Consider the following 26259-nt stretch of genomic DNA (forward strand, 5'->3'; position numbering starts at 1 on the left):
GCGGGATGAACGGTCCGTGACGGACGACGTGTCGCGTGCCCATGAGCCGCGAAGTTACCGAACCTCGACACCTGGTTCGCCGTTGACGACGGGCGCGGAATTCACGTCGCCTTGCACCAGTCGACCGACTTCCTGGAAGACCATGTCCGCCAGCTCGGCGGGCACGCCCCAGTAATCGAAGATGCCGCCGGCGGCGCTGTTCTGCCCGCAGGTCACGAATACGCCCGTACCGAAGCGGCGCTTGAGATGCGTGGCGAGCCAGCCGACGAAGCCGCTGTTGTCGGCATCCTCGGGAAAATGGAAGCGAAACAGGCCGAAGCGCTCGTATCGTGTCTCGTCGCATGGAACCAACTGGCTCCAGACGTGATCGTCGCGCACCAAGGCAAGCGCGTCGCTTCTCGCCGCGTCGGGAAACCGGTTCAGCGGAAATTCGTCGAAACGGTACAAACCGGGATAGACGACCAACTGCGCCTGCGTGATGACGCGCCGCAGGCGCAACTCGGTTTGTTCGGCGGTTTCGCGTGAAATATCGACCATCGGGGCACTCTCGATGAACTCGCGCGGCGATCGTCTCATCGCCGGCGACGTGCGGTTCGCTCGGGCCGGATGGCCGGAGCGCGCCGTTTTGCTCGCTGTATGGCTCGTCGTGTCGCGATGCTCGGCTGGCAACAATCTAACACTCGACTCTCGCGGGGGAATTTGATAATTCCGAAGACTGACTTCGGCGTTTTCGAAGTCGGGCGTCAAGCCGAGGTATCGGCGTTCCGGTTGCCTTGTCGGCCGATGGCTTCGCGCACCGCGTCCAGAACGAGTTCGACAAGCCGCTCGTGGGCCGGGCTTGCGTCGCTGTCGGCACGGTAGAGCGCGAGCGCAATGCTGGGCAGTGCCGGCAGGCCCAGCGCGGCGTGATCTAGCACCTCCACACCATGCGGCACGGCCACGGCGGTGCGCACGGCCACGCCGAGCCCCGCCTCGGCTGCCGCCCACATGCCGGACAGGCTTGGCGTCGAAAACACCAGGTTCCAGGCGATTCCAGCCTTGTCCAAGGCCGAAATGGCGGCGGCGCGGAATGGGCAGGGCTGCTCGAACACGATCAGCGGAACCGGGCCCGCCGCGAGCGTGTCCAGATCGAGCAAGTCCGGGCGGCCGATCCATGCCATCGGGACGTCGGAGATCGGGTATTCGCGCGACGCCGGATCGCCGTCGTTCCAGGCGAGCGCGACATCGAGCGCGCCCTTGAGGACCTTGTGCTTCAAGGGTGCGCTGCGCTCGACGTGCATCTCGACCCGCACCTTCGGATGGGCCCGAGTGAACCGCCCCAGCACGCCCGGCAGGAACGTATCGGCGAAATCCTGCGGCATGCCGAGCCGAATCCAGCCTTCGAGCTCGGTGCCGCGAACCGTGTCGAGCGCCTCGTCGTTCAGTTCGAGCAGACGCCGCGCATACCCGAGCAAGGCCTCGCCGGCGGCGGTCGGCGCGAGGCCTCTTCCGGTGCGTCGCACCAGTTGCGCGCCGACCTGATCCTCGAGCTTCCGTAGTTGGGTGCTCACGGCGGATTGGGAACGTCCGAGCCGCTCCGCGGCGCGCGCGAAGCTGCCCAGTTGGAAACCGAGGACGAAGGTCCGCAGCACGTCCATGTCGAGATTGGTTCGAGCAGCCATGTATCGAAATACTTGCGATGGAGGTGGTCGAGCGCGACACATGTCGGGTTGGGATTATCGCACGCTGCATCGCTTCATCCGCCTCGGCCGGCCGTGTCGCGCACGGGGCTCGGATTCCGTTCGCCGATGCACGCATGCCGGCGGTCTTGCCGTGCCGGCAAGGCCACGAAGCGATGTGTCGCGGGAGGCAACCGAACCGAACAATCGCGACATGCGACGAGCCGCAGGCGGTGCGAGGCGAGCTGGCCGACGACGACATGAGTCACGCCACTCGGCTGCGCGATCCGCGGCGGCGCGCGTCGATTGCCCGCGCCCCTTACCGCAGCACGGCTTCGGCAACGCCGGCCAGCGCACCGAGCAGGACGACCGCGAGCGGGGGTATTTTCCAGCGAGCCAGCAGGAAAAATCCGATCGCCGCGACGGCGAAGTCGATCGAGGCGTTCACCGCGCTGGTCCACACGGGCGAGTAGAGCGCGCTTGCCAGCAGCCCGACGACCGCCGCGTTGACGCCGGCAAACACCGCCGCCATGGCGGGCCGGGCCCGCCATGCCTGCCAATAGGGCAGCGCGGCAAGCACGAGCAGCAGCCCGGGCAGGAAGATGCCGAGCGTGGCCAGTAGCGCACCGGCCCAATGATTCGGTGCCGCGGGCATGATCCAGCCTAGGAAGGCGGCGAAGGTGAAGAGCGGGCCCGGCACCGCCTGCGCGGCGCCGTAGCCGGCGAGGAAGGCGTTCGGCGAGACCCAGCCGGTCGCCACCGTTTGTTGTTGCAGCAGCGGCAGCACCACATGGCCGCCCCCGAACACCAGCGCGCCCGAGCGGTAGAAGCCGTCGAACACGGAAAGGGCGCGGCTCGCAGTCGATGGCGCCAGGGTCGGCAGCCCGGCCAGCAAAACGCAGAACAGCAGCAGCGCGATACCGCCTGCCCGTCGCGACACCCTGAATGCATCCGCGTGAAGCTGCCTGCGGTTCGTGCCCGGCAAGGTCGCGCCCCTGCACAGCAGAAGACCGAGCGCCGCGCCGAGGGCGATCCCGATCAGTTGCGCATACACCGTTCTCAGGACCGCCAGCAGGGCGAGTGTCGCGAGCGCGATAAAGGCCCGGCGGCGATCGGGACAGAGTCGCCGCGCCATGTCCCACACGGCTTGCGCGACCACGGCGACGGCCACCAGCTTGAGGCCGTGAACCAGGCCTTCGCCCAGCGGGCCGCCCAGGCTCGGGGCCAGGGCCGCGAAGGCGATCAGCAGCAGGACGGAGGGCAGGGTGAATCCGAGCCAGGCGGCCAGCCCTCCGAGCCAGCCGGCCCGCAGCAGGCCGATGGAGAAGCCGACCTGGCTGCTGGCCGGCCCCGGAAGGAACTGGCACAAGCCGACCAGATCCGAATAGGCCTCGTCGTCCAGCCATCGGCGGCGCTCGACGAACTCGCGGCGGAAGTAGGCCAGATGCGCGACGGGACCGCCGAAGCTGCTCAGCCCCAGCTTGAGGAAGACCGCGAGAACCTCGGACGCCGTGCCGCCGCGCGGCGGGTTCGACGAGGGCATCATGCTATCGGCGTCCATGGGTATCGGAATCTCAAGGATGAAAGTTCGTCGCGCGTGGGAGGCGCCGGGTGGTTCGACGCGGGAGCCGGGATGGCGAGTCCGGCCAAGTCATCGCGAGGTTCCGCTACGCAGTGGACAGGGCCTCGCCAACGGCCATGCCAGGCGGCCTCAGTCCGCGTCCCGCTTCAGCGCGCCGCCGACCCATCGCGCTTCGGAGGCCATCAGATGCGCCCGCATCGCGGTCTGCGCGGCGATCGGGTCGCCCGACTGCAGCGCCCGCAGGATTTCCCGATGTTCGTTGACCGCATCGGTCCAGGTTTGCGCGCTTTCGGTGTGGCCGCGCATCGCCGCGGCGATCGGGTCGTGGCGGCTGTCGAACAGCTCGCCCACGAAACGCGCCAGCACCGAATTGCCGGCCGCCTCGGCGATCAGCATGTGGAATTGCCGGTCGGCATCCACCGGCGTCTTGCCGGCCGCGGCGAACCGGTGCATGCGGTCCACCGTTCGCTTCAATCGATCGGCCAGGGCGGCCGTCATGCGCGCGGCCGCCAGCGCCGCGACGCTGCCCTCGATGGCCGCGCGCGCCTGCATCAGCTCCGAAGGGCTGTCGCCCAGCGCGCCCACAGCGCTTTCATCGTCGGCGCCGGGATCGCGCACATAAACGCCCGAGCCCACACGGATCTCGACGCGGCCGCCGATCTCCAGCGCGATCAGCGCCTCGCGCAAGGACGGACGCGACACGCCCAACCTCAGCGCGAGCTCGCGCTCGGCCGGCAAGCGCTCGCCGACGGGAAACTCACCCTGGCGAATCAGCGTGAGGATATCGGCGGCTATCGATTGGTAAAGCCGCTTGGGCTCTTGTGATTTCATAAACGGCCAGCATCCAGTTCACGGAAAACGCCTGGAACAGCGTCGTGGCGCAGTCTAGCAGCGGCCGACGCCGCCCCGCAAATGTGCCGTCGGCGGCATGCCGTCAGATTTGGTCAGGTCAATTTGTAAATTTACATATTGGCTTGACCAATCTGGGGGATTGCGTTTTAATGTGCCGAAATTGGACTGGCCAGCGGCACGAGGCCAGCCGTCACAGGAGACAGGATGAGCACGCCTCGCAGCCAGCGGGACCTTGCCGGCAAGTCGAACCACCTGGCCGCGGATCGCGAGATCCTGCGGCTGGAGAGCATCCGCAAGCAGTTTCCCGGCGTCATCGCGCTCGATGGCGTGAACCTCGACCTGCGCCGTGGCGAGGTGCACGCCATCTGCGGCGAAAACGGCGCGGGCAAGTCGACGCTGATGAAGATCATCAGCGGCCAGTACCGCCCGGACGGCGGCAGCATCCGCTATCGCGGCGAGGCGGTGGAGTTCCGCTCCACCTCCGATGCGCAGGCGGCCGGCATCGCGATCATCCACCAGGAACTGAACCTGGTTCCGGACCTGTCCATCGCCGAGAACCTCTACCTGGCGCGCGAGCCCAAGCGCGGCCCCTTCGTCGACCGGCGCCGGCTCAACGCCGATGCCGCGGCATGCCTGGCGCGTATCGGGCTCTCGCTTGCGCCCACCACGAAGGTCGGCGCGCTGTCCATCGCGCAGCAGCAGATGGTGGAAATCGCCAAGGCGCTGTCGCTCGATGCGCAGGTGCTGATCATGGACGAGCCGACGTCCTCGCTGACCGAATCGGAAACCGTCCATCTGTTTCGCATCATCAAGGAATTGCGCGCCGAGGGCGTGGCCATCCTCTACATCTCGCATCGTCTCGACGAGATGGCGGAGGTGGTCGATCGCGTCACGGTGCTGCGCGACGGCCGCCATATCTCGACCGACGATTTCGCCGCGCTGACCGTCAACGACGTGGTGGCGCGCATGGTGGGGCGTTCGCTCGACGATGCCTATCCGCGGCGGCAATCGGTGCCGACCGACGAGATGCTGCTGAGCGTCGACGGCCTGCGGCGAGCAGGAGTGTTCGGGCCGCTGTCCTTCGAGTTGCGCAAGGGCGAGATCCTCGGTTTCGCCGGCCTGATGGGCGCGGGGCGCACCGAGGTGGCGCGTGCCATCTTCGGTGCCGATCCGCTCGACGGCGGGACGGTGTCGCTGCACGGCCGCCCGGTCACGATCCGCTCGCCGCGCGAGGCGATCCGCCATGGCATCGCCTACCTCTCGGAAGACCGCAAGAAGGAAGGCCTGGCGCTGGGCATGCCGGTCGCCGCCAACGTGACGCTGGCCAACGTGCGCGGCGTGGCCTCGCGCGCCGGCTTCCTGCGCTTCCACGAGGAGGCGCGCGTGGCCGAGCGCTACGTGCAGGAGCTGGCGATCCGCACGCCCTCGATCAACCAGGTCGCGCGCAACCTGTCCGGCGGCAACCAGCAGAAGGTCGTGATCGGCAAGTGGCTCTATCGCGGCTCGCGGATCCTGTTCTTCGACGAGCCCACGCGCGGCATCGACGTCGGCGCGAAGTTCGCGATCTACGGCCTGATGGACCGGCTCGCCGCCGAGGGCGTGGGCGTGGTGCTGATCAGCTCGGAGCTGCCGGAGCTGCTCGGCATGACGGACCGCATCGCCGTGTTTCACGAAGGCCGCATCACTGCCGTGCTCGACACGGCACACACCAGTCAGGAGGAGATCATGCACTACGCTTCGGGGCGCACCCATGCTTGAAATGACATCGGATCGCACTCACGCCGCCAATCGATCCGCCCAGCAGCGGCGACGCGAACTCATTCAGAAATTCGCGGCGCTGGGCAGCCTCGTGATTCTCGTGATCGCGTTCTCGATCACGAGCACCGCGTTCTTCTCGGTCGACAACCTGATGACGGTGGGCCTGCAGGTCACCTCGATCGCCTATCTCGGCGTGGCGGCGACCTGCGTGATCATCACCGGCGGCATCGATCTGTCGGTCGGCTCGGTGCTGGCGCTGGCCGGCGTGTGCGCGGCGCTGCTCGCCAAGACCGGCGTGCCGGTGCCGCTGGCGATGCTGGGCGGGGTCCTGGTCGGCGCGCTGTGCGGCTTCATCAACGGCATCTGCGTCACGCGCATGGGCCTGCCGCCGTTCATCGCCACGCTCGGCATGATGCTGGTCGCGCGCGGCATGGCGCTGCAGATCACCGGCGCGCGTCCCGTGTCCGACCTCGGCGACGCCTTCGGCGCGCTCGGCAACGGCGCCTTGTTCCGCGTCTCCCATCTCGGGCCCGACGGTTTCCCCGATACCACCTTCCCGGGCATTCCCTACCCGGTGGTGATCATGGTGTTGCTGTTCGTGGTGGTTTCCGTGCTGCTGTCGAGGACCTCGCTCGGCCGCCACATCTACGCGGTCGGATCGAACGCCGAGGCGGCGCGGCTTTCCGGCGTCAACGTGCAGGGCGTCAAGCTGTTCACCTACGTGCTGTCGGGCGTGCTGGCCGGCGTCACCGGCTGCGTGCTGATGTCCCGGCTGGTGACCGGGCAGCCCAACGAAGGCGTGATGTACGAACTCGACGCGATCGCCAGCTCGGTGATCGGCGGCACCTCGCTGATGGGCGGCGTCGGCACCATTTCCGGCACCGCCATCGGCGCCTTCGTGATCGGCGTGCTGCGCAACGGGCTGAACATGAACGGCGTGTCCAGCTTCATCCAGCAGATCATCATCGGCGTGGTGATCCTCGGCACGGTCTGGATCGACCAGCTTCGCAACCGCAAGCGCTGAACCCAGTCGCACAGGCAGTCATAAGAAGTCCAACCACCAAAGACAGGAGCGAGACATGAAGACATTCCCGATGCTGGCGGCCTCCGCGCTGCTATGGGCCGCGTTCAGTACCGGCGCCCAGGCGGCGGGCGGCGAGATCGCCGTGATCGTCAAGACGGTCAATTCCAACTATTGGCAGAACGTGCAGAAGGGCGCCAACGCGGCGCTGGCCGACCAGAAGGGCTACACGATGACGTTCCAGGGCCCGGCGGCCGAATCGGATATCGCCGACGAGGTGAACATGGTGGTCAACGCGGTGAACCGGCATGTGGCGGGCATCGTGCTGGCGCCGTCCGATCCCGACGCGCTGGTGCCGGCCATCAAGCAGGCCTGGAACGCGCATATCCCGGTGGTCCTGATCGATTCGGCGATTTCTCCTTCCGGCAAGTCGTATTACCAGTCCTTCCTCTCGACCGACAACGAGAAGGCCGGCGAGCTTTGCGCGCAGGCCCTGATCGACCGCGTCGGGCAGACCGGCAAGATCGCGATCATGTCCTACGTGCCGGGCGCCGGCTCCGAGGTGAGCCGCGTCGGCGGCTTCCGCAAGTACATCGCCAGCCACTCCAAGCTGCAGGTGGTGGGGCCGTACTACTCGCAGTCGCAGATGGCGATGGCGCTGAACCAGACCACCGACGTGCTGTCGGCCAACCCCGACCTGAAGGGCATCTTCGGCGCCAACGAGCCGACCGCGGTGGGCGTCGGGCGCGCGCTCAAGCAGACGGGCAAGGCCGGCAAGGTGGTGGCGATCGGCTTCGACGGCAACGAGGACCTGCAAGGCTTCGTGCGCGACGGCACGATGCAGGCGATCGCGGTGCAGGGTTCGTGGCAGATGGGGCACAAGGGCATCGAGACGGTGATCGGCGTGATCGAGCGCAAGCCGGTGCCCAAGCAGATCGATACGGGCGTGGTGATGGTCGACAAGCAGAACCTCGATTCGCAGCAGGCGAAGAACGTCCTCTACTGAAGAACGGCGGCGGCCCGCGGCCCGGCAAGGGCTGGCGGGTTCCGTCGACGATGCGATACAACGAGCTCGGGAATTCCTACGGTCATGAAGGCAAGCGCAATACGCACCCTGCCGCGCAGCGGGCTGACGCTGACGGCGCTCGGTCTCGGCTGCTCGCAGTTCGGCGGCCTCTACCAGCCGATGGCGGCCGCCGATGCCGCCGCGCTGGCCGAGGCCGCCTGGTCCGCGGGCCTGCGCTACTTCGATACCGCGCCGTTCTACGGCTACACGCTGTCCGAGCGGCGCGTCGGGCAGGCGCTCGGCGCGCGCGAGCGCGGCGCCTATACGCTGAGCACGAAGGTGGGCCGGCTGATGCGCCCCGACGCCAGCGTCAGGCCCGGCGACGACAACTGGGCCGAGCCGCTGCCGTTTCGCCCGGTGTTCGACTACAGCTACGACGGCATCATGCGCTCCCACGAGGACAGCCTGCAGCGTCTCGGGCTGGCACGCATCGACCTGCTCTACGTGCACGACATCGGCCGCATGACCCATGGTGGGCAGCACGAGCGGCACTGGGCGCAACTGACCGAGGGCGGCGGTTTTCGCGCCTTGCTGGCGTTGCGCGCCGGCGGCGAGATCGGCGGCATCGGGCTGGGCGTCAACGAATGGGAAGTGGCCGCCGACGCGCTCGACGAGGTCGAGCTCGACGCGATCCTGCTGGCGGGCCGCTACACGCTGCTGGAGCAGAGCGCGCTGGCGCCCCTGCTCGACGCCTGCTCGCGCCTGGGCACCGCGATCGTCGTCGGCGGCGTTTTCAATTCGGGCGTGCTGGTCGGCAACGGCAAGTTCAACTATGCGCGGGCACCCGCCGACGTCCTGGAAAAGGTCGGCCGGCTGTCGGCCGCGTGCGCGCGCTTCGAGGTGCCGCTGCCCGCGGCCGCGCTGCAATTTCCCTTCGCGCATCCGGCCGTGGTGTCGTGCCTGGTCGGTGCGAGCGATGCGTCGCAACTGCAGCAGAACATCGCCTGGCTGGAACGGCCGATACCCGCCGGGTTCTGGCGCGCGCTGCGCGAGGCCGGGCTGGTCGATGCCCGCGCGCCGCTGCCCGAAGGGGCGACATGATGCTTCCCCGCCCAGCCTTCCAAGCCGGCCGTCCAGCGTGTCGGCGTGCCAGGCCCCCGATTGTTTTCCGCTCATGAGGACCTCTACATGCTTAGCGTCATCTGCGAATCTCCCGGCGTGCTGCGCGCGCACCAATCCGAGCTGCCCGAGCGCAAGGCGGGCGAGGTGCTGCTGCGCGTGAGCCGCGTCGGTATCTGCGGTACCGACCTCCATATCTTCACCGGCAACCAGCCCTACCTCGAATATCCGCGCGTGATGGGCCACGAGCTGTCCGGGGTGGTCGTCGAGGCCGACGGCGATGCCGGGCTCGCGGCCGGCGACGGCGTGTACGTGATGCCCTATCTGTCCTGCGGGCACTGCGTGGCTTGCCGACAGGGCAAGACCAACTGCTGCGTGAACATCAAGGTGCTCGGCGTGCATCGCGACGGCGCGATGACCGAGTACCTGAGCGTGCCGGCCCAGTTCGTCCACAAGGCCGAAGGCGTGTCGCTCGACCAGGCGGCCATGCTCGAATTCCTCGCGATCGGCGCGCATGCGGTGCGGCGCGCCAGGGTGGAGGCGGGGCAGCGGGTGCTGGTGGTGGGCGCCGGGCCGATCGGCATGGCGGCCATGATCTTCGCGAAGCTGCGCGGCGGCAAGGTCGTGTGTCTGGACACGCGCGCCGACCGGCTCGAATTCTGCCGCTCGCAGCTCGACGTGGACGCCGCCGTGCCGGTCGGTCCCGACGACACGGCGCGGCTTTCATCGCTGACGAACGGCGAGTTCTTCGACGTGGTGTTCGATGCCACCGGCAATGTCGACGCGATGAACCGCGGCTTCGGCTTCGTGGCGCACGGCGGCACCTACACGCTCATTTCGATCGTGCCCGGCACGATCAGCTTTTCCGATCCGGAGTTCCACAAGCGGGAGACCACCCTGCTCGCCAGCCGCAACGCCACCGCCGAGGATTTCGAAACGGTGCTCGAGGCGATGCGTGCCGGCCGGATTCCCGACCAGGCGCTCAACACGCATCGACTGCGCCTGGCCGAGCTGCCCGATACGTTTCCGCGTTTGCTCGAACCGGGGCAAACGGTGGTGAAGGCGCTGGTCGAATGCTGAAGCGCGCCGCCGCTCGACCAGGACGGCCTGCATGAGTACACCGATCCTTCAATTCGGCACCAGCCGTTTCCTGCTGGCGCACGTCGCGCTGTTCGTCTCGGAGGCGCTGGCGCGCGGCGATGCGATCGGCGCCATCGGCATCGTGCAGACCACCGCCAACCCGGCGAGCCGCGCACGAATCGCGGCCCTGGCCGGCACCGGCCGCTACCCGGTGCATATACAGGGCCGCGAAGACGGCCGCGTGGTGGACCGCCGGGTCGAATGCACGGCGGTGCGCCATGCCTGGACGGCCGATACCGACTGGGCCGCGATCCGTCGCGTGGCGATCGAGGAGGCGCGCGTCATCGTCTCGAATACCGGCGACGCCGGCTACGCGCTCGACGAGCACGACTCGACCGAACTGCTCGCCGACGAGACGCGGGTGCCGCGCAGCTATCCCGCGAAGCTGCTGGTGCTGCTGCATGCGCGCTGGCGCGAGCGGCCAGAGCATGGCGTGTCGCTCTATCCGTGCGAGCTGATCGAGCGCAATGGCGACACCTTGCGCGATATCGTGCTCGGCCTGGCCCGGGGATGGACGCTGCCCGAATCGTTCCTCCACTATCTGGAGACGCATTGCGTGTGGGTGAATTCGCTGGTCGACCGCATCGTGTCGGCGCCTCTCGAGCCGGTCGGCGCGGTGGCGGAGCCTTACGCGCTGTGGGCGATCGAGCGACGCGCGGGTATGACGCTGCCCTGCATCCACGAACAGATCGTGCTCACCGACGAACTGAGCCGCCATGCACGGCTCAAGCTGTTTTTCCTCAACCTCGGCCATACCTGGCTGGCCGGACAGTGGCTCGGCGAGCGTCGTGCCGAGAATGAAACCGTGCTCGACGCAATGCGCACGCCCCGCGTGCGCGAGGCGCTGGAGAGCGTGTGGCACGACGAGGTCTTGCCGGTGTTCGGCGCGCTGGCCTTGCAGGGTGATGCGCAAGCCTATCTCGACACGGTACGCGAGCGATTCCTGAACCCTTTCCTCGCGCATCGCATCGCCGACATTGCCGTCAATCATCGGCAGAAGGTCGAACGCCGGGTCTTGCCACTCGTCGAGCTGGCCGAGTCCCTGTCCTTGCCGACGGCGCAGCCGCGCTTGAGGCAAATGCTGGCGGAGCACGGGCTGTCTTCGTCCGGCAAAGGAGTGCTTGCATCATGAAGGATCGCGATCTCATCGCGCTGCACGACGACGACAACGTGGCGGTCGCCATGCGGGCGCTGGAAGCCGATGCGCGCCTGGAACTGAACGGCCAGGCGCTGCGGATCCGCTCGCCCATCCCTGCCGGGCACAAGCTCGCCGTGCGCGATATCGCGCGAGGCGAGCGCATCACCAAGTATCGGCAGACCATCGGCATCGCGTTGCGGGACATCGCGGCAGGCGAACACGTGCATGTGGACAATCTCGGCATGCCGCCGTTGCATCACAGCGAGGCGCAGGCAGCCGCAACGGCCCGGCACGCCGCGCCGGCTCCCCGCGCCGATACCTTCCTCGGCTACCCGCGCGCGGACGGCCAGGCCGGCACCCGCAACTATGTCGGCGTGATTGCCAGCGTGAACTGCTCGGCCACCGTCTGCCACGCGATCGCGGACGCTTTTCGGGGCGATGCGCTCGCGGCCTTCGAGAACGTGGACGGCGTGGTGGCGATCACGCATCAGAGCGGATGCGGCATGTCCTCGGCGGGCGAGGGGATGGACCTGCTGCGCCGCACGCTGACCGGCTATGCGCGAAATCCCAATTTCGCGAGCGTGCTGTTTGTCGGCCTGGGCTGCGAGGTGAACCAGGTGACGGGGCTGACCGAGCAGCTCGACGCGGCGTCCGACCGGCCGGTGCGCACCCTGGTGATCCAGGACGAGGGTGGCGTGCGCGAAGCCGTGGCGCGCGGCATCGCCATCGTTCGAGAGGAACTGGAGGCCGCGAATCGCGCCACGCGCACGCCGGTGCCGGCGTCGCTGCTTAAGCTCGGGCTGCAATGCGGCGGCTCGGACGGTTATTCCGGCATCAGCGCCAACCCGGCGCTCGGCGTGGCGGTGGATCTGCTGGTGCGCAGCGGCGGCACGGCGATCCTCTCCGAGACGCCCGAGGTGTACGGCGCCGAACATCTGCTGACCGAGCGCGCCGCGTCGCCCGCGGTGGCGCGGCGCCTGATGGACAAGCTGCGCTGGTGGGAGGGCTACACGCGGCAGCACGGCGCCGAGATGAACAACAACCCCTCGCCGGGGAACAAGGCCGGCGGCATCACCACCATCCTCGAGAAATCGCTCGGCGCGGTGTCGAAGGCGGGGAGCTCGCCGCTGGAGGCGGTGTACGACTACGCGGAGCCGGTGCGCGGCAAGGGGCTCGTGTTCATGGACACGCCCGGCTACGATCCGGTCTCGGCGACAGGCCAGATCGCCGGCGGCGCGAATCTCGTGTGCTTTACCACCGGCCGTGGTTCGGTGTTCGGCTCGAAGCCGGTACCCACCCTCAAGATCGTCACCACGACCGCGCTGTTCGAGCGGATGCGCACCGACATGGATTTCAACAGCGGCGTGATCGTCGACGGGACGCTCGATGTCGAGGAGGCCGGCGCGCATCTCTATCGGCTGATCCTGGAGGTCGCCTCGGGGCGCCGGACCTGCAGCGAGGACAACGGCGTGGGCGAGCGCGAGTTCGTGCCCTGGTTGCGCGGCGCGGTGATGTAAGGGCGGTGCCGGCGCCGGCGGCCCGGCCGGATTGATCGAGCCGATGGCGCGACGTCGCGCCGGTGTTGCGTCGCTGTTCCGAAACGAAACAACTTTGCTGGTCGGCAACAACCGGGATCGCGCCCCGACGTCGGAGCGCCTTGCCGGACGGGGCCCCGTTGCCTGGTACGGTTCCTGCAAGGGAGTGTGTGGCATCCGCAATGCCCCACATAACCTTGGAGACGACATGAGCTACCTGAGCATCGCCGATCGCACCGACAGTTTCTTCATTCCCTGCGTCACCCTGATCGGGCCCGGCTGCGCCCGCGAGGCCGGCACGCGCGCCAAGTCGCTCGGCGGGAGCAAGGCGCTGATCGTGACCGACGCCGGCCTGCACAAGATGGGCCTGTCCGAACTGATCGCCGGCTACCTGCGCGAAGCGGGCCTGCAAGCCGTGATCTTCGCGGGTGCCGAACCCAATCCCACCGACATCAACGTCCACGACGGCGTGACGCTGTACCAGCAGGCAGGCTGCGATTTCATCGTGTCGCTGGGCGGCGGCTCCTCGCACGATTGCGCGAAGGGAATCGGCCTCGTCACGGCCGGCGGCGGCCACATCCGCGATTACGAAGGCGTCGACAAATCCAGCGTGCCGATGACGCCTCTGATATCGATCAATACGACAGCGGGCACGGCCGCGGAAATGACGCGTTTCTGCATCATCACGAACTCCAGCAACCACGTGAAGATGGCGATCGTCGACTGGCGCTGCACGCCGCTGATCGCGATCGACGACCCCCGGCTGATGGTGGCGATGCCGCCGGCCCTGACCGCCGCCACCGGCATGGACGCGCTGACCCACGCCGTCGAGGCCTATGTCTCGACGGCGGCCACGCCGATCACCGACGCCTGCGCCGAGAAGGCGATCGAACTGATCGGCCAATGGCTGCCGAAGGCAGTGGCCAACGGCGAATCGATGGAAGCGCGCGCCGCCATGTGCTACGCGCAATATCTCGCCGGCATGGCGTTCAACAACGCCTCGCTGGGTTACGTCCACGCCATGGCGCACCAGCTCGGCGGCTTCTACAACCTGCCGCACGGCGTGTGCAACGCGATCCTGCTGCCGCACGTCTCGGAGTTCAACCTGATCGCCGCGCCGGAGCGCTTCGCGCGCATCGCCTCGCTGCTCGGCGAGCGCACCGAGGGCGTATCCGTCAACGATGCCGCCGCCTCGGCGGTGGCGGCGATCCGGCGCCTGTCCGCTTCGGTGGGCATTCCGTCGGGCCTGGCCGGGCTCGGCGTGAAGGCCGGGGACCACGAGCTGATGGCGACCAACGCGCAGAAGGACGCCTGCATGCTGACCAACCCGCGCAAGGCGACCCTGCCCCAGGTGATCGCGATCTTCGAAGCGGCCATGTAGGCCCGTGCCTGCCTCGCCGGCCAGGCCGCGAGGGAGCGTCCTCCATGCGCGAGGCCCGCGCGCCGCGGATGTGGCGCGCGGATTGCCCGCGCCACATCCGCACAACAGGAATGCACATGAATCCGTTTGACCTCGAGCGCCACGGCCTCGACATCGAGTATCCGTATCGTTCGCGCTACGACAACTACATCGGCGGCAAGTGGGTGCCGCCGCTGGGCGGCGAGTATTTCGACAACCTGTCGCCCATCAACGGCAAGGCCTTCTGCAGCGTGCCGCGTTCGGGCGCCGCCGATATCGATCTGGCGATCGACGCCGCGCATGCGGCGCGCCGCAAGTGGGCCAGGACCTCCGCGGCCGATCGGGCCAACCTGCTGCTGGCCGCCGCCGATCGCATGGAAAGGAACCTGCGCATGCTCGCGGTGGCCGAGACCATCGACAACGGCAAGCCGCTGCGCGAGACGATGATGGCCGACCTGCCGCTCGCGATCGACCATTTCCGCTATTTCGCGGGCTGTATCCGCGCGCAGGAGGGCGGCATCTCCGAGATCGACGAGCACACGGTCGCCTATCATTTCCACGAGCCGCTCGGCGTGGTCGGACAGATCATTCCCTGGAATTTCCCGCTGCTGATGGCGGCCTGGAAGCTCGCGCCGGCGCTTGCCGCGGGCTGCTGCGTGGTGATCAAGCCGGCCGAGCAGACGCCCGCCTCGATCCTGGTGCTCATGGAGCTGATCGGCGAGCTGTTCCCGCCCGGCACGCTGAACGTGGTGAACGGTTTCGGCAAGGAGGCGGGCGAGGCGCTCGCCACCAGCAAGCGCATCGCCAAGATCGCCTTCACCGGCTCCACGCCGGTGGGCAAGCGGATCCTGCACGCGGCCGCCGACAACCTGATCCCGTCGACGGTGGAGCTGGGCGGCAAGAGTCCGAACGTGTTCTTCGCCGACGTGCTCGACCGGGACGACGCATTCCTCGACAAGGCGCTCGAGGGCTTGGCGATGTTCGCGCTCAACCAGGGCGAGATCTGCACCTGCCCCTCGCGCGTGCTGATCCAGGAATCGATCTACGAGCGCTTCATCGAGCGGGCGATCGCGCGCGTGGAGCGCATCAAGGGCGGCAACCCGCTCGACCTCGACACGATGATCGGCGCGCAGGCATCGCGGCAGCAACTCGACAAGATCCTGTCCTACATCGACATCGGCCGCGAGGAGGGGGCGCTGTGCCTGACCGGCGGCGGCCGCGCCCAGCCCCACGCGGAACTCGACAGCGGCTTCTACGTGCAGCCCACCATGCTGCTCGGGCACAACCGGATGCGTGTGTTCCAGGAGGAGATCTTCGGGCCGGTGGCCTCGGTGATGACCTTCCGCGACGAGCAGGAAGCCATCGAGATCGCGAACGACACCTACTACGGGCTCGGCGCGGGCGTCTGGACGCGCGACGGCGCGCGCGCCTACCGCATGGGCCGGGAGATCGAGGCGGGCCGGGTCTGGACCAACTGCTATCATCTGTATCCCGCGCATGCGGCCTTCGGCGGCTACAAGCAGTCGGGCATCGGACGCGAGACGCACAAGATGGCGCTGTCGAATTACCAGCAGACGAAGTGCCTGCTGGTCAATTACCAGCCCGACGCGCTCGGTTTCTTCTGATGGAAGGCGCGCGCGTCCGCGAGGGGGCGCCGCATGCGTGAGGAACTCGCCGCGGCGTGCCGTCGGCGAGCCGCCGCCGCTTCGCGCGCCGCGGGCGGCGCGCGAAGCGTTCGCCCCGGGCGCTTGCGGGGCCGCCGGCAGCACGTGGTCGCGACGGCGCCCATGCGGCACGCCAGCAAGCCGCTCAGGAGAAGACGATGCACGACAGGTTCGATCCCGCCTCCCTTCGCGAGCCGGGCCCGCCCGCGGCCAGGCTCCTGACGACGATCCGAAAGGCGCACGAGCGCTCCGAGATGTTCGGCCTGAGCGCCTCGGTGCGGCCGGATTACGACATCCTGACCGACGCCGCACTGGCGTTGAAGCGCGAACAGAACCGCATCCTGTGCGCGCATGCGATGCCGGTCATGGAAACGCTGCACGACCAGATCGCCAATACCCACAGCATGATCGTGGTGACCAATGCGGAGGGCCTCATCCTCCACTCGATCGGCGACGACGATTTCCTGCAGCGCGCCAAGCGGGTCGCGCTGATGCCCGGGGCCAACTGGGCCGAGAACCGCCAGGGCACCAACGGCATCGGCACCGCGCTGGCCGAGCGCAGCGCCCTGGTGGTGCACGGCGAACAGCACTATCTGTCGGCCAACCATTTCCTGACCTGTTCCAGCGTCCCGATCCTCGACCCCTACGGCCAGGTGGCCGGCGTGCTGGACGTGACGGGCGACCATCGCAGCTACCACCAGCACACCATGGCGCTGGCGAAGATGTCGGTGCAGATGATCGAGAACTACCTGTTCGCCAGCACCTTCCAGGAGATGTTGCAGGTGTCCTTCCACGGGCGCGCGGAATTTCTCGGCACCTTGATGGAGGGCATCGTCGCCTTCAGCGAGGACGGGCATGTGGCGTCCGCCAATCGCAGCGCGCAATTCCAGCTCGGCATGTCGTTGCCGGCCTTGCGCGCCCAGACGCTCGCCTCGCTGTTCCAGACCACCTGGACGCAACTGCTCGACTGGCGGCGCGCCAATCGCGAGGTGCCCCTGATGCTGAACCTCAGCAACGGGGCGGTGGTGTGCGCGCGCGTGCAGTCGCGCCCGGCCGCACGCGCGGATGCCTTGCATCGCGGCCATGCGCGCGCGCTGGCCGAAGCCACCGATGCGGCGGGACCGGGGCGGCCCGCTGCCGCGAGGCGCGCCTCGCGGCTCGCCGAACTCGACACCGGCGATCCGCGGATGGCGGGCGTGATCGCCAAGCTGCGCAAGGTGATCGGCAAGGATATCCCGGTGCTCGTCACGGGACCGACCGGCTCGGGCAAGGAACTGCTGGCCCAGGCGATCCACGCCGATTCACCGCGCGGCGACGGGCCCTTCGTGGCGGTCAACTGCGCGTCCATTCCGGAAACCCTGATCGAATCGGAACTGTTCGGCTACGAGGCCGGCGCCTTCACGGGCGCGAGGCGAGGCGGTGCCGTCGGCAAGCTGATGCAGGCCGACGGCGGCACGCTGTTTCTCGACGAGATCGGCGACATGCCGTATCCGCTCCAGGCGCGGCTGCTGCGTGTGCTGCAGGAGCGGCAGGTCAATCCGCTGGGCTCGGCCAGATCGATTCCCATCGACGTGGCGATCGTCTGCGCCACCCATCGCGACCTGCGCGAGATGCTGGCGCGGCATCAGTTTCGCGAGGATCTGTATTACCGCCTGAATGGCCTGACCGTCAGGTTGCCCGCGCTGCGCGAACGCAAGGACCTGCGCGTGGTGGTGGCGCGCATGCTGGAGCAGGAGGCACGGGCCAGCGGACGTGCTCGGGCCTTGCGCGTGGCGCCCGAGGTGATGGCGCTGTTCGAGCGTTGCGCCTGGCCAGGCAATTTCCGCCAACTGGGCAACCTGCTGCGCACGGCGGCGGCGATGGCCGACGACGATGAGCCGATCCGTGCCGAGCATCTTCCCGACGATTTCCTCGAGGAACTGCGTCGCGACGATCGACCCGAGCCCGCCGGCAGGGAGGGCGGCCCCGCCAGGGCGGGCGAGGCGGGCGCCGTGCGCCTCCAGGACGTGGCCGCGTCGGTGGTGGTGGCCACGCTGGCGCGACACGGCGGCAACGTGTCGGCGGCGGCGCGCGAGCTGGGCGTGTCGCGCAATACGATCTACCGGAAGATCCAGCCGGAGGACTCGCTGCCGGGCACGGTCGACGGTGGCCCCTGACGTGCCCGCGCGCGTGCGACGCGACTCGGCAGCGTCGCGCGGCGTCGCCCTGCACGAATGCCGCGGCGGCCCCGCGACACGCCGACTTGCCGATGCCCGGCGCGATGCGATACCAGGCGATACCCGGCAAGGCACCGCACCGCCCGACGCTCAGCCGTCGATGCGGACCTGCACGCCGGAGGCGCTGTACAGGGGCGTCGCCTTGTAGCCGTCGACCACCACGGCATCGAAGCGCCCCGCGAAGCTGCCGCTGTCGATCAGGCTGACCGTATCGCCCGGCTTGGGCGCGTAGCCTTGCGTGAATTTCACGTGCAGCGTGCCGCCGGCGATCGCGACCGGGCCCGCCACCGCGACGCGGCCGGCGTCGCCCGCGCCGCGGTCGAGTTCCAGCGTGCTGCCCGCCAGTTGCGTGAACCTGCCGGCAATGGCCGCGCGCGACGGCGCCGCGATCGCCACCGTGCCCGCGCCCAGGTAGACGTCGCCGCGGCCGAATGCGTTCGGCGCCGCCGCCGCCAGCGTGCCGCCCGTCACCTGGGTGCCGCCGCCATAGCTGTTGTTGCCCGCCAGGGTCAAGGTGCCGCTGCCCGCGAAGCTGAGTTTCCCGTTGCCGCCGATGTCGTTGCGCCAGGTGTCGGCCGCGTTGAAGCCGCCCTGGGCGGCATCCATCGAGATCGCCACGTTGCCATTGAACTGGCCATAGCCGTCGGCGGCCGAGAACAGGTTCAGCCGTCCCCAGCCCTCGGCGTCGTCCAGCACCGGATAGCCCGAGGCCAGCGCGGTCGTCTTCAGCACGACGCGACGCTGATCCGCGCTCAGGTAGGGCAGGCGCGTCTCCAGCAGCGCCTCGGCCCCCTTGGGCACCACGGCGGGAGCCGTCGTGGCGTTGATCTGGCCGAAACCGAAGCTCAGGCGACGCAGGAAGTTCGCCTTGTTGGTCGCGTAATCCGCGAAGCGGTCGCTCGAGACCGCTGCCGAATGGGCGAGGGCCGGGAAGCTCGTCGCGTTGGTGTTGGTCGCGGCATACAGCGCGGTATGCGCCTGCGCGAACGCGGCTGCCTTCAGCGTGGCATTGGCCGGGTCCGCGAGATTGGCCGCCACCGAGGCTTCGCCCAGGATGCGCCCGCCGATCACGTCGAGCGGCGAGTGCATGCCGGCGAGGATGCGGTTCTCGCCGAGCTCGAGGCCGCGCGAGAGCATTTCCTGGAAACGCTCGGGCACGACATAGGCCATGGCGATCGCGTCGCGCATCGCCTCGGCGGAATGGCCGCTGGGGAACCCGCCGTCGGTGGCCGGCGTGGTGCTCTCGGCCGGGACCAGCGCGGGCACCACCACCACGTTCTTGCTCCAGCGGTACGGGCGTTCGTATTTGTAGAAGCGCTTGGCCGGCTCCGTGGAGGCGTTGTTGCCCATCGTGTTGACGAAGTCGACCACGCTGCCGAACATCCCGTTGGCGGTGCTGCCGACGCCGGTGTTGTTGCCGCTGTCGTTGTAGAGCGTGGTGGTGGCGTCCGCCGGGATCGAGGTGATGGAGGTGGTCTGCCGGGCCGCGTTGCGCCAGGCCGTCGTCAAGGGGCCCATGCCGTCGGTGACGCTGTAGCCCTTGCCGCGGCGGTCGTCGTAGTACGCGGCGTCGGCCTGCGCGGCGCTGCGCGTGGTGGTGGCGGTCACCACGTACTGCACGTTGGCATCGAGCACGGCCGGGTTGAGCGCCGTGCCGTTGGGCGTGCCGTCGTTCGGCAGTCCTGTCCAGGTCGAGGCGACCACGGCCGGGAAACCGCCCGCGGCCGGCGCGTTCACTCCGGCGTCGACGATGTCGGTGAGCGGTTGCCAGAGGTCGCGGAAGCCGGCCAGCACGCGTACTCCGGCATTGGTGCTCATCGTGGCGTAGCGCGCGTCGCCGCGCTGGTTCGTGAACGCATTGTCGACGAAGGCCGCCACCGACGGCACCGGCGCGCTATCGGTGAAGCCCGGATCGGCGGGCGGGGCAGGCACCTGCGAGACCACCGAGGGCGATGTATCGCTCGCGGTGCCGTCGCCGCCGCAGGCGGTGAGCAGGAACGACAGCGAGACGGCGGATGCGATGGCATGGGGACGGACGAAACGAGACACGGACGACGCGAACACTTGAGTGCTCCCTGTATTTATTTGAAAAGCGTTAACCATACGGTTACTTTGTGACACGCTTACGTCGAGATTGATTTCGATCGAGCGTCCCGGACGAGCGCACGCGCGGCGCGCGATGGCCGCCGGGACCGGACAGGCCCGGCGCCTGCCCGGCAAGTCGAGCCGGGTCCGGGAGGAAAGGGGCGGGACGAGGCGGTTGCCACCCGCTATCATGGCAGCGCCCGACCGCCGAACTCCCGAAGCCGCCCGCCTATGCCGAGACTCTCGTTTTCCACTCAGATCGCCGTGCTCTGGATCCTGGTCGCGATCCTGTGCAGCCTGCTGGCCGCCGTGGTCTGGCTGATGTCGTCCTCGGCGCTGGGCGAGCGCGTCGCGGCCGGCAGGCAGCAGGCCTTCGCGGCCTGCGAGGCGGTCGCCTCGCGCTACGACATGTCGGTTCAGCGTCCGCATGAAACCAATATCGACCTCATGCACGCCGTGCTCGACCTGGTGCTGGCGCGCAGCGAAGGGGTGGAGGGCGGATTCTGGAGCAAGTCGGCCGCCGCGCCGAACGGTTTCCTGGCCTACGCCTTCCCCACCTACGAGGGCAGCGGCGTGAAGCGCGACGTTCCGGAGGCCGAAACACCGCTGATCCTGCGCACGCTCGGCGCCGCGGCCGCCGGCGCCAGGACGCAGGCCAGCATCGTGTCGAGCGGCGCGGACGCGGTGATCGCCGTGGCCTGCCCCGTGCCGCATCGCGACGGGATGGTCGCCTGGACCCTGACGCGGGCACGCCCACCCCTGGGTCCTTATGGAGAGAGCGCCGCGAAGGTGCTGGCCGGCGTGCTCGCCCTCATCCTGGTGCTGGCGGCGTTCCTGGCACTGGCCTTGCGACGCTGGAAGCGCAACCTGACGCGCCTGGAGCAGGCACTCGCGCCCTCGGGTGCGTTCGAGCAGGGCCGACGGCTCGAGCGGTTCGGCGAGCGCGACCTGGACCATATCGTCGACGCGCTCAATCGCTACGTGGACCGCGTCGAGACGCTGCGACGCGAGACCGACGGGCTCGCCGCGCGGCTCGCGCAGGCGGAGCGCTTCGGCGCGCTGGGCAAGATGGCCGCGCAGGTCGCGCACGAGATCCGCAACCCGGCGGGGGCCATGCGCCTGAAGGCCGAGAACGCGCTCGCGGGCGACGAGGCGCGCCGCGAGGCCGCGTTGCGGATGATCATCGGTCAGGTGGGCCGCATCGAGACGCAGGTGGGCAGCCTGCTCGCGCTGACCCAGCCGGTGACGGTGGCGCCCCGGGAGGTGGACCTGCGCGCCTGGCTCGACGAGGTCGTCCATCCGCACGAGGCCCGCGCCTCGGCGCGCGGCGTCGAATTGGCGGTGGAGGCCGAGCCGGGCGCGAGCCGGCCGGCCTTCGATCCCGCGCAACTCGCGCGCGCGCTGGACAATCTCGTCCTCAACGCGATCCGGCATGCCCGGGACGGCGGCCGCGTGCTGGTGCGAGCCTCGTGCGTTTCCACGCGGGAAGGCGAGCGGCTCAGGCTGGAGGTGATCGACGACGGGCCGGGCGTCGCGCCGGCCGAACGCGAGCATGTCTTCGAGCCCTTCGTGACCGGGCATCCCGACGGCTCCGGCCTGGGCCTGGCCGTGGTTCGCGAGATCGCGTCCGCGCATGGCGGCCGCGCCAGCCTGGCCGAGGATACCGAACACACCCGTTTCCTGATCGAGCTGCCATGGCGACCGTACTGATCATCGACGACGACGAGGCCTTTCGCGAAGGCCTCGCCGAAACCATCCAGGACCTGGGGCACCGTTGCCTCGAGGCCGGCTCGGGCGACGACGCCTTCGCGATATTGCGCGAACACGCCGTGCCGGACTGCATCTTCCTCGATTTCCGCCTGCCGGGCGCGGACGGGCTGGCGGTGCTCGAGTCGCTGCGCGCGATGGAGGGCATGCGCCACGTGCCGGTCGTGATGCTGACCGCGCACGCGAGCAGCGCCAATACCATCGGCGCGATGCGCCTGGGCGCGTTCGAGCATCTGACCAAGCCGGTGGGACGCGACCAGATCGCGGCGCTGCTCGCGCGCATGCTCGACGTTCGCCGCGAGGCGCGCGAGCCCGAGGCGGCACCGGCCTTCGTCGACGAGGCGGCCTCGGACGAACCGCAGTTGCTCGGCGTGAGCGAGGCGATTCGCGAGGTGCAGAAGCGCCTGGGTCGCGCCGCGGCAACCACCTCGACCGTGCTCGTCACCGGCGAGACGGGCACCGGCAAGGAGGTGGCGGCGCGCGTGCTGCATCGCGCGTCGACGCGTGCCGACGGCCCGTTCGTCGCCGTCAATTGCGCGGCGATCCCCGACGCGCTGCTCGAAAGCGAGCTGTTCGGCCATGACAAGGGCGCCTTCACCGGTGCCCACGCCGCGCGACGCGGCCGCTTCGAGGAGGCGCACCAGGGCACGCTGTTCCTGGACGAGATCGGCGACATGCCGCTCGCGATGCAGGCCAAGCTGCTGCGCGTGCTGCAGGAGCGGCGGCTCACGCCGCTCGGATCGAGCCGCGAGGTGGCGATCGACGTGCGGGTGGTGGCCGCCACGCATCGCGACCTGCCCGGGATGGTGGCGGCCGGCACGTTCCGCCAGGACCTGCTGTATCGGCTCAACGTGATTCCCCTGCACATTCCGCCCTTGCGCGAGCGTGTGGCGGACATCCTGCCGCTCGCCGAGCACTTCCTGGCCAGCCTGGCGCCGCCGTCCTCGCGCAAGCGTCTTTCCGTCGACGCGCAGCGCCTGCTGGCCACCTTTGCCTGGCCGGGCAACGTGCGCGAGCTGGCCAACGCCATGGAGCGTGCCAGCGCGCTGGCGGCGGGCACGCTGCTCACGCGCGAGGACTTCGGCTTCCTGCTCGACACGGCCGGCGGCGGCACCGATGAACTGCCCGCCCATCTCGCTGAGCTGTCGCTCGGCGATGCCCTGGCCTGGCTCGAACGGGCGCTGGTGCTGCGCGCGCTCGCGCTGGCGGACGGCAATCGCGCCGAAGCCGCGCGCCGGCTGGGGATCAGCCGGCAATCCCTCTACACACGGCTGGCCAGCCTGGGGATATCGAATCCCAAGCCCGACGCCGGCTCGTGATGCCGGGCCGGGGTGTCAACGAAGCGGACGGTTGTCGTCCGCCTGATTGACACCCCGACCGGCGCGTTAGGCCCGAGCGCCTTGATCCATCGGCCTCGCGCGGGTGGCACGGCGCTTGCAACATGATTCGCGTCTCGCAACGGAGCGAATCATGCAAGCCATATCGACCTACCCAGTCAAACGCCTTGCCACCCACCTTCTCGGTGCGTTCGGCGTGCTCGCGCTGCTGGCCGCAAGCAGCGCCAGCCAGGCGCAACCGTCTTCCGACGCCCCGCCGGCCGCCGCCCACCTGCTGCCGCCGCCGGGGACGCTCGCGCCGGTGCCGCCCCGCGGCGGCGCGCTTCCCGAGCCGCTCGCCGACGCGGGCCCGGCCGTGACCCTGCAGGCGACCGTATCGCGCTTCCTGACCAATCCCGATGGCGAGGTCGATGGTTTCCTGACTCGCGACGGCGCGATCGTGCACGTCGGCCCGCGCGCCGGCACCCGGCTGGCCGCCGCGATCCGGCCCGGCGACACCGTGCAGGTGACGGGCACGCGCGATGCCGTTGGCAATCTCGTCGCGCAGCGCGTCGCCGACGCGAGAAGCGGCCGGCAGCTTGCCGAGGCGCCGCCGCCGGGCGCGCCGCCCACGCCGGGCGACCTGCGCGGCGCGGGCCTGTCGCCGCTCAGCGCGCAAGGCGAGGTGGCCCACGTCACGACCGCACCGCGTGGCGAACCCGATGGCGTGATCCTCACCGACGGCACCTCGATCAAGCTCACGCCACCGGTGGCGCAGCAATTTCCGCAGCTCCTGCGCGTTGGCGCGAGCGTGGCGGCGCAGGGATACGGCACGCGCAACGAATACGGCACGGCCCTGCAGGCGACCGCCTTCGGGCCGCCGGGCAAGCTGAGCCGGCTCTACGACAGCCCGCCGCCGGCACCCTGAACGATCGCCCGGCTTCATGCTTTTCACGAACATCGAACGAGGATCACGACATGCATTGGATCGACCCCGAAGGCCTTCCCGAAACGCGCGGCACGGTAAGCCGCTTTCTTCTGAACCCGCACGGCGAAATCGACGGCATCGTGCTCGGCACGCGCGACATGCGCCTGGTGCATGTGCCGCCGCATCTGTCGAAGCGAATCGAGCGGCACGTGGCGGTGGGCGACACGATCCGCGTGCGTGGGGTGAAGCCGCGCGGCGCGGACCTGATCGCGGCGGTGGAGCTCGTGACGCGACAAGGCGCGGTGATACTGGACGAAGGTCCCCAGCGCGACGGCGAAAAACATGGCAGGCCGCATGTGGAGCACGAACCGATGGAGACGGGCGGAAAAGTCGTGTTGTCGCTGTACGGCCCGAAGGGGGAGCTGCGCGGGGCGCTGCTGGAGGACGGCACCTCCTTGCGCATGCCGCCGCACGCGGCCGGCGAGCTGCGGTCCTATCTGGTGCCGGGTGCATGGGTGCAGGCCTGGGGCCGGGGCATCGAGAACCGTCGCGGCCGCACCATCGAGGTGGACGAGATCGCCGAGCTGATCGACGCCCCCGCGTGACATAGACACCGAGCGACCGACACCACGTGCCTGATATGAGCGATATTTACAGACTGATCATCCCGCTTCTGGAGGCGCGCGAGGCCTTGCTGGTTCCGATTCGGTCCATCCTCAACGAGTATTCGCTGACGGAGCAGCAATGGCGCATTCTCCGTCTCCTCGAAGCAGTGTCCGGGGAAGGTCTGGAGGCGGGGCAAATCGCGAAGCAATGCTGCCTTCTCCATCCCAGCCTGACTCGCATACTCGAGCGCCTGGAACGTGACGGCATGATCACGAGAAAGCGCTCGGCGCTGGATTTGCGGCGCTCGAAAATCAGGTTGACGGTGCGCAGCCGAAGCCTGATCGGCAGGATACAACCTCGAATCGAGGCGCAATACCGGTCGATCGAGGCGAAATTCGGACGTGGCAAGCTGGAGGAAATTTACGCGGCACTGCGTCGTGTGCAGGAAGTCGGCCGTGATGAAGGCGATGGCAGCCTTTCATCGGCCTGAACCGGATCGAGGTGTCGGGAATCGACCGCCATGCAGCGGGCGGTCGGCCTGACGACCGGGATCACGCTCGGCATGTCGTGCGTTCTCCCTTCAGATCGATGTCTGTCTGCCGTTATACCGTATGGTTAACGCGGCAGCCGCGGTTCGGTGAAAGGCGTACGAGGCGTTCGCATCGATCGTGTTTCCTGGCGCGCTGCCCTGATCGTCCGCCGTACGCCGTCGCGTCGCGGCATATCTGCGTTGTGATATTCGTCCCGGGGCCGCTATTCGTCATGTCAATCTCAAAACGCCTGTAATCCGTTTCCTCGCAGCTTGCTGCCTTCTTGGCGATCCACCAGATCGAATCGTCCTACTCGCATCCAATAACAACCACGCGGCCGGATTGCCGACACGACGTACCTGCCGTGGACCGTGGGACCCACCCTCGGCCTGGCAATTTGGCCGGCACGCCCTCTCGGAGCAAAACACATGGCTACCACGACCGCCTCCGCCGTCCCCTCGAACCCGTCCACGGGGAAGGCCAAGCGCTTCATCCTGTTCGGGCTGATCGGCCTGCTCCTCGCCGCCGCGGGCGCGGGCGCGGCCTGGTTTGCCTTCGTCAGGCACGAGGGCACGGCCGAGGCCGCCCAAGCCGGCCCGCCGCCGCTTTCCACGCCGGTGTACTTCCCGCTCGATCCCATGACGGTGAACCTGCAGTCCGACGACGAGATGCACTACGTGCGCATCTGCCTGACCCTGAAGCTCACCGATCCGACCGCCCAGGATTACCTGACGCAACATATGCCCGAGATCCGCAGCCGCATCCTGATGGCCCTGTCGAACAAGCATCCCGAGGACCTCGCCACGCTCGACGACAAACGCCAGCTCGTCGACCAGCTGCGCGCCCTGATCGAGCGGCCGACGCAGCCGGGCAATCGCAGCGCTCGCGTCGACGAGGTGCTGATCACCGATTTTGTCCTGCAGTAGCTCGCCACGGCGC

21 protein-coding genes are annotated in these 26259 nt (G+C 68.7%); 16 read left to right on the plus strand and 5 right to left on the minus strand.

What is annotated here, in order from left to right; all coding sequences use genetic code 11:
- Nucleotides 1–54: 54 nt before the first annotated feature.
- From BM43_RS02790 to BM43_RS02805, 4 genes are all read right to left on the minus strand, one after another.
- The gene (locus tag BM43_RS02790) at nucleotides 55–747 is read right to left on the minus strand and encodes a DUF6196 family protein (protein ID WP_226285048.1); all 693 of its coding nucleotides are present in this window, start codon (nucleotides 745–747) and stop codon (nucleotides 55–57) included.
- Nucleotides 744–1661, minus strand: a complete 918-nt coding sequence (locus BM43_RS02795; RefSeq protein ID WP_036054041.1) for a LysR substrate-binding domain-containing protein — start codon at nucleotides 1659–1661, stop codon at nucleotides 744–746. Before BM43_RS02795 ends, BM43_RS02790 begins: the two co-directional genes overlap by 4 nt.
- 316 nt (nucleotides 1662–1977) lie before the next feature.
- A complete protein-coding gene (chrA, locus tag BM43_RS02800) occupies nucleotides 1978–3219 on the minus strand; it encodes a chromate efflux transporter (protein WP_036054038.1) in 1242 nt (413 codons plus the stop codon).
- Nucleotides 3220–3369: 150 nt separating this feature from the next.
- Nucleotides 3370–4071 carry a FadR/GntR family transcriptional regulator gene (locus BM43_RS02805; RefSeq protein WP_036040624.1) on the minus strand — a complete coding sequence of 234 codons (702 nt, stop codon included), beginning with the start codon at nucleotides 4069–4071 and terminating at the stop codon, nucleotides 3370–3372.
- 225 nt (nucleotides 4072–4296) lie between these two features.
- Here BM43_RS02805 and BM43_RS02810 point away from each other — a divergent pair, with 225 nt between their 5' ends.
- The 10 genes from BM43_RS02810 (at nucleotide 4297) to BM43_RS02855 (ending at nucleotide 18028) form a co-directional block, all read left to right on the plus strand.
- Nucleotides 4297–5850 carry a sugar ABC transporter ATP-binding protein gene (locus BM43_RS02810; protein ID WP_036054035.1) on the plus strand — a complete coding sequence of 518 codons (1554 nt, stop codon included), beginning with the start codon at nucleotides 4297–4299 and terminating at the stop codon, nucleotides 5848–5850.
- A complete protein-coding gene (locus BM43_RS02815) occupies nucleotides 5843–6874 on the plus strand; it encodes an ABC transporter permease (protein WP_013689621.1) in 1032 nt (343 codons plus the stop codon). The genes BM43_RS02810 and BM43_RS02815 overlap by 8 nt, the downstream gene beginning before the upstream one ends.
- A gap of 55 nt (nucleotides 6875–6929) precedes the next feature.
- On the plus strand, nucleotides 6930–7877 hold the full coding sequence (locus BM43_RS02820) for an ABC transporter substrate-binding protein (RefSeq protein ID WP_013689622.1): 948 nt from the start codon (nucleotides 6930–6932) through the stop codon (nucleotides 7875–7877).
- Nucleotides 7878–7961: 84 nt separating this feature from the next.
- Nucleotides 7962–8978: an aldo/keto reductase gene (locus BM43_RS02825; protein ID WP_036054032.1), complete on the plus strand. Its 1017-nt coding sequence runs from the start codon at nucleotides 7962–7964 to the stop codon at nucleotides 8976–8978.
- An 87-nt stretch (nucleotides 8979–9065) separates the two neighbouring features.
- The gene (locus BM43_RS02830; RefSeq protein WP_013689624.1) at nucleotides 9066–10076 is read left to right on the plus strand and encodes a zinc-binding alcohol dehydrogenase family protein; all 1011 of its coding nucleotides are present in this window, start codon (nucleotides 9066–9068) and stop codon (nucleotides 10074–10076) included.
- Nucleotides 10077–10107: 31 nt separating this feature from the next.
- Nucleotides 10108–11268: a mannitol dehydrogenase family protein gene (locus BM43_RS02835; RefSeq protein WP_036054029.1), complete on the plus strand. Its 1161-nt coding sequence runs from the start codon at nucleotides 10108–10110 to the stop codon at nucleotides 11266–11268.
- Nucleotides 11265–12791 carry a UxaA family hydrolase gene (locus tag BM43_RS02840; protein ID WP_036054026.1) on the plus strand — a complete coding sequence of 509 codons (1527 nt, stop codon included), beginning with the start codon at nucleotides 11265–11267 and terminating at the stop codon, nucleotides 12789–12791. The genes BM43_RS02835 and BM43_RS02840 overlap by 4 nt, the downstream gene beginning before the upstream one ends.
- Before the next feature lie 226 nt (nucleotides 12792–13017).
- Complete coding sequence (mdh, locus tag BM43_RS02845) at nucleotides 13018–14190, plus strand: iron-dependent methanol dehydrogenase (RefSeq protein ID WP_036054024.1); 1173 nt, start codon at nucleotides 13018–13020, stop codon at nucleotides 14188–14190.
- A 116-nt stretch (nucleotides 14191–14306) separates the two neighbouring features.
- Complete coding sequence (locus BM43_RS02850; RefSeq protein ID WP_036054022.1) at nucleotides 14307–15833, plus strand: aldehyde dehydrogenase family protein; 1527 nt, start codon at nucleotides 14307–14309, stop codon at nucleotides 15831–15833.
- Between the two features lie 197 nt (nucleotides 15834–16030).
- Nucleotides 16031–18028 (plus strand): sigma-54-dependent Fis family transcriptional regulator, encoded by a 1998-nt coding sequence (locus BM43_RS02855; protein WP_088555563.1) that lies wholly within the window; start codon nucleotides 16031–16033, stop codon nucleotides 18026–18028.
- A 150-nt stretch (nucleotides 18029–18178) separates the two neighbouring features.
- Here the strand turns inward: BM43_RS02855 and BM43_RS02860 are convergent, their stop codons facing one another.
- A complete protein-coding gene (locus tag BM43_RS02860) occupies nucleotides 18179–20191 on the minus strand; it encodes a phosphatase PAP2 family protein (protein ID WP_370449052.1) in 2013 nt (670 codons plus the stop codon).
- Nucleotides 20192–20404: 213 nt separating this feature from the next.
- On the opposite strand from BM43_RS02860, the gene BM43_RS02865 reads away from it, so the two are divergent.
- From BM43_RS02865 to fliL, 6 genes are all read left to right on the plus strand, one after another.
- Nucleotides 20405–21883 carry a sensor histidine kinase gene (locus tag BM43_RS02865; RefSeq protein ID WP_036054016.1) on the plus strand — a complete coding sequence of 493 codons (1479 nt, stop codon included), beginning with the start codon at nucleotides 20405–20407 and terminating at the stop codon, nucleotides 21881–21883.
- Nucleotides 21868–23259, plus strand: a complete 1392-nt coding sequence (locus BM43_RS02870; RefSeq protein WP_036054013.1) for a sigma-54-dependent transcriptional regulator — start codon at nucleotides 21868–21870, stop codon at nucleotides 23257–23259. Before BM43_RS02865 ends, BM43_RS02870 begins: the two co-directional genes overlap by 16 nt.
- Nucleotides 23260–23410: 151 nt before the next feature.
- Nucleotides 23411–24184, plus strand: coding sequence for a hypothetical protein (locus BM43_RS02875; RefSeq protein WP_036054011.1), 774 nt, complete (start codon nucleotides 23411–23413; stop codon nucleotides 24182–24184).
- A 50-nt stretch (nucleotides 24185–24234) separates the two neighbouring features.
- Nucleotides 24235–24789, plus strand: a complete 555-nt coding sequence (locus BM43_RS02880) for a hypothetical protein (protein WP_036054010.1) — start codon at nucleotides 24235–24237, stop codon at nucleotides 24787–24789.
- Nucleotides 24790–24824: 35 nt separating this feature from the next.
- The gene (gene hpaR / locus BM43_RS02885) at nucleotides 24825–25280 is read left to right on the plus strand and encodes a homoprotocatechuate degradation operon regulator HpaR (RefSeq protein WP_036054008.1); all 456 of its coding nucleotides are present in this window, start codon (nucleotides 24825–24827) and stop codon (nucleotides 25278–25280) included.
- Nucleotides 25281–25748: 468 nt separating this feature from the next.
- Nucleotides 25749–26246, plus strand: a complete 498-nt coding sequence (gene fliL, locus BM43_RS02890; RefSeq protein ID WP_036054007.1) for a flagellar basal body-associated protein FliL — start codon at nucleotides 25749–25751, stop codon at nucleotides 26244–26246.
- Nucleotides 26247–26259: the final 13 nt, after the last annotated feature.

Source organism: Burkholderia gladioli (assembly GCF_000959725.1).
In the GTDB taxonomy this organism is placed as follows: domain Bacteria; phylum Pseudomonadota; class Gammaproteobacteria; order Burkholderiales; family Burkholderiaceae; genus Burkholderia; species Burkholderia gladioli.

Bases quoted from the DNA above. Each gene is read 5' to 3' on its own strand.
- BM43_RS02820 (WP_013689622.1), top strand. From the start codon at position 6,930: ATGAAGACATTCCCGATGCTGGCGGCCTCCGCGCTGCTATGGGCCGCG.
- fliL (WP_036054007.1), top strand. From the start codon at position 25,749: ATGGCTACCACGACCGCCTCCGCCGTCCCCTCGAACCCGTCCACGGGG.
- BM43_RS02805 (WP_036040624.1), bottom strand. From the start codon at position 4,071: ATGAAATCACAAGAGCCCAAGCGGCTTTACCAATCGATAGCCGCCGAT.
- BM43_RS02880 (WP_036054010.1), top strand. From the start codon at position 24,235: ATGCATTGGATCGACCCCGAAGGCCTTCCCGAAACGCGCGGCACGGTA.
- BM43_RS02835 (WP_036054029.1), top strand. From the start codon at position 10,108: ATGAGTACACCGATCCTTCAATTCGGCACCAGCCGTTTCCTGCTGGCG.
- mdh (WP_036054024.1), top strand. From the start codon at position 13,018: ATGAGCTACCTGAGCATCGCCGATCGCACCGACAGTTTCTTCATTCCC.
- chrA (WP_036054038.1), bottom strand. From the start codon at position 3,219: ATGGACGCCGATAGCATGATGCCCTCGTCGAACCCGCCGCGCGGCGGC.
- BM43_RS02850 (WP_036054022.1), top strand. From the start codon at position 14,307: ATGAATCCGTTTGACCTCGAGCGCCACGGCCTCGACATCGAGTATCCG.
- BM43_RS02860 (WP_370449052.1), bottom strand. From the start codon at position 20,191: ATGGTTAACGCTTTTCAAATAAATACAGGGAGCACTCAAGTGTTCGCG.
- BM43_RS02875 (WP_036054011.1), top strand. From the start codon at position 23,411: ATGCAAGCCATATCGACCTACCCAGTCAAACGCCTTGCCACCCACCTT.
- BM43_RS02840 (WP_036054026.1), top strand. From the start codon at position 11,265: ATGAAGGATCGCGATCTCATCGCGCTGCACGACGACGACAACGTGGCG.
- BM43_RS02855 (WP_088555563.1), top strand. From the start codon at position 16,031: ATGCACGACAGGTTCGATCCCGCCTCCCTTCGCGAGCCGGGCCCGCCC.
- BM43_RS02830 (WP_013689624.1), top strand. From the start codon at position 9,066: ATGCTTAGCGTCATCTGCGAATCTCCCGGCGTGCTGCGCGCGCACCAA.
- BM43_RS02810 (WP_036054035.1), top strand. From the start codon at position 4,297: ATGAGCACGCCTCGCAGCCAGCGGGACCTTGCCGGCAAGTCGAACCAC.
- BM43_RS02795 (WP_036054041.1), bottom strand. From the start codon at position 1,661: ATGGCTGCTCGAACCAATCTCGACATGGACGTGCTGCGGACCTTCGTC.
- hpaR (WP_036054008.1), top strand. From the start codon at position 24,825: ATGAGCGATATTTACAGACTGATCATCCCGCTTCTGGAGGCGCGCGAG.
- BM43_RS02815 (WP_013689621.1), top strand. From the start codon at position 5,843: ATGCTTGAAATGACATCGGATCGCACTCACGCCGCCAATCGATCCGCC.
- BM43_RS02865 (WP_036054016.1), top strand. From the start codon at position 20,405: ATGCCGAGACTCTCGTTTTCCACTCAGATCGCCGTGCTCTGGATCCTG.
- BM43_RS02825 (WP_036054032.1), top strand. From the start codon at position 7,962: ATGAAGGCAAGCGCAATACGCACCCTGCCGCGCAGCGGGCTGACGCTG.
- BM43_RS02870 (WP_036054013.1), top strand. From the start codon at position 21,868: ATGGCGACCGTACTGATCATCGACGACGACGAGGCCTTTCGCGAAGGC.